This is a genomic window from Bacillus sp. UNCCL81 (assembly GCF_900112535.1).
Lineage (GTDB): Bacteria > Bacillota > Bacilli > Bacillales > Bacillaceae_G > Gottfriedia > Gottfriedia luciferensis_B.
Window position 1 is genome coordinate 1 of the sequence record NZ_FOMF01000030.1, and the last position, 1,747, is coordinate 1,747.

Here is a 1,747-nt window from a genome sequence, read left to right on the forward strand (position 1 = left end):
TCCATAACAAACACCTCTAAAAATAAAATTAAGTTGTCCCATATATAAATAAAGAATCTATTATTAAAAAATTAACAACCTTTTAAATAATAGATTCAAAAAATTTATTTCATTGACTTTGCAATTTCAAACATTTCCTTTGGTATTAATGTAGACGAAGTTATATATAAATACGTGCCTTCCTGTACCCACCAAAAGGTGTATTTATGATCTGTAAATTTCGACAAACCAAGTTTTTCCCAATCAACCAAGTATCCAATATTTTTATCCCACTTAAATATTGGTCCTTTTTTCATTGCTTCAGGCATGATTTTTGCAAAGTTAGGTGGAGCTTGGGCTTCCGTAATTCGCATTACTAAATTATTGTTAGAATCTTTATAAGAAATGATGACACTAGAAACAATTGAAGAATTAGGTAATTTTTCGACTGTAACGTCAGATGTTAGTTTATTAATTTTTTGCGACTGAGGAGTAAATACTTTAAATGGGACCTTTATATTGTGAGCCGATGATTTAATTGGACTTCCAAAGAATATAACAGAATTGAATAATACGAAAAATACTACAATAATTTTGAAGTTAAAGATTTTCAAACTTATATCCCTCCTTTTTACTGTATTAAATATAGTATTTGAAAAAATTAAAATTAAAATACAGGATAAAATTTTTAAAAGGAATTCTTAGAATCCAACAAAAAAAGCAACTAATAATAGTCGCTTTTTTGTTTATTTAAATAAACATTCGAGTCGCCTTAATGGTATCTGAATCCTTTTCGTATAAACCGATTACATAAAGGGGTTTACCAGGTTTAAAGTGATCTTCAGTAACATTTTTTAACTTTAAGAATGTATTATCTTGCTGCGGTTGAAGTACTTCTGTATTTAAATCATATTTAATTTTAATTCGTTTATCATTATTTTGATCTAGGGATATTGTTTTATCATTATTTGTATAAACTGTACCTACATGATTAACAATGTTTGCCCACAATTTTTCAACATTAAATACACCATCTTTTTTTACACCTCTTGCATAAAAGAAGTCCCCTACTTTTAGATCACTAACAGCTAAATCCCTTTTCCCTCTCCAAATAAAAGATGTGTCTTCTACAATAAGTTGTGAAACACCATTTTCTGTAACAACGTCCACAATGTTACCTTCTATTTTGCTGATTGAACCCGAAGTAAAATCATTAATTTCTGTTAAATTTTTTTGATTACTCATTTTAACCCCTCCTTTAAGGTGTAATTATGACGCCAAGATACCCATCATCAATATCTCCTAAAGCTGAAAATGCAGCTGGACTTAAATCAATGATTACATCTCTTAGATAAGACAGTTGACATCTTGGAGCTGAAGCACCACAACGTATACCACTCATACTTGGTCCACACTCAGCTATTGTGACGGTGACACTTGAGGTAGTACATGGATTATATACAGCAATCGTTGAACCACAATTTTTTTTAGGAAATTCACTAGCGCGACCACATCCATAAGTAGTACATGTTCCACCTCCAGTTCCACTTTTGTATACATAAGGATAAGCTGCCAAATTTTTATTATTATCCCACGGTTGACACATTGGAGTGAATCCTGCACCAGGATGCCATGAAGCAACTCCATTAATACTCATAATAATTCCTCCTTATTTTGACTAGTTATAGAAAAATTTTCATTTACTAGCGCTATATTATATAAAGAGGATTTTTAGAGAGAACTAACAACCCTTTAAAATATATTTTAA

The 1,747-nt window shown here is 30.4% G+C and carries 3 protein-coding genes; all 3 read right to left on the reverse strand.

The window, feature by feature from the left end; genetic code table 11:
* Positions 1–104: 104 nt before the first annotated feature.
* Positions 105–593 carry a hypothetical protein gene (locus BM319_RS24270; protein WP_091025003.1) on the reverse strand — a complete coding sequence of 163 codons (489 nt, stop codon included), beginning with the start codon at positions 591–593 and terminating at the stop codon, positions 105–107.
* A gap of 136 nt (positions 594–729) precedes the next feature.
* Positions 730–1,224 carry a hypothetical protein gene (locus BM319_RS24275; RefSeq protein WP_091025005.1) on the reverse strand — a complete coding sequence of 165 codons (495 nt, stop codon included), beginning with the start codon at positions 1,222–1,224 and terminating at the stop codon, positions 730–732.
* A 13-nt stretch (positions 1,225–1,237) separates the two neighbouring features.
* On the reverse strand, positions 1,238–1,636 hold the full coding sequence (locus BM319_RS24280; protein WP_091025007.1) for an RlpA-like double-psi beta-barrel domain-containing protein: 399 nt from the start codon (positions 1,634–1,636) through the stop codon (positions 1,238–1,240).
* Positions 1,637–1,747 lie beyond the last annotated feature (111 nt).

Coding starts and splice junctions, on each gene's coding strand:
- BM319_RS24275 (WP_091025005.1), bottom strand. CDS start 1,224: ATGAGTAATCAAAAAAATTTAACAGAAATTAATGATTTTACTTCGGGT.
- BM319_RS24280 (WP_091025007.1), bottom strand. CDS start 1,636: ATGAGTATTAATGGAGTTGCTTCATGGCATCCTGGTGCAGGATTCACT.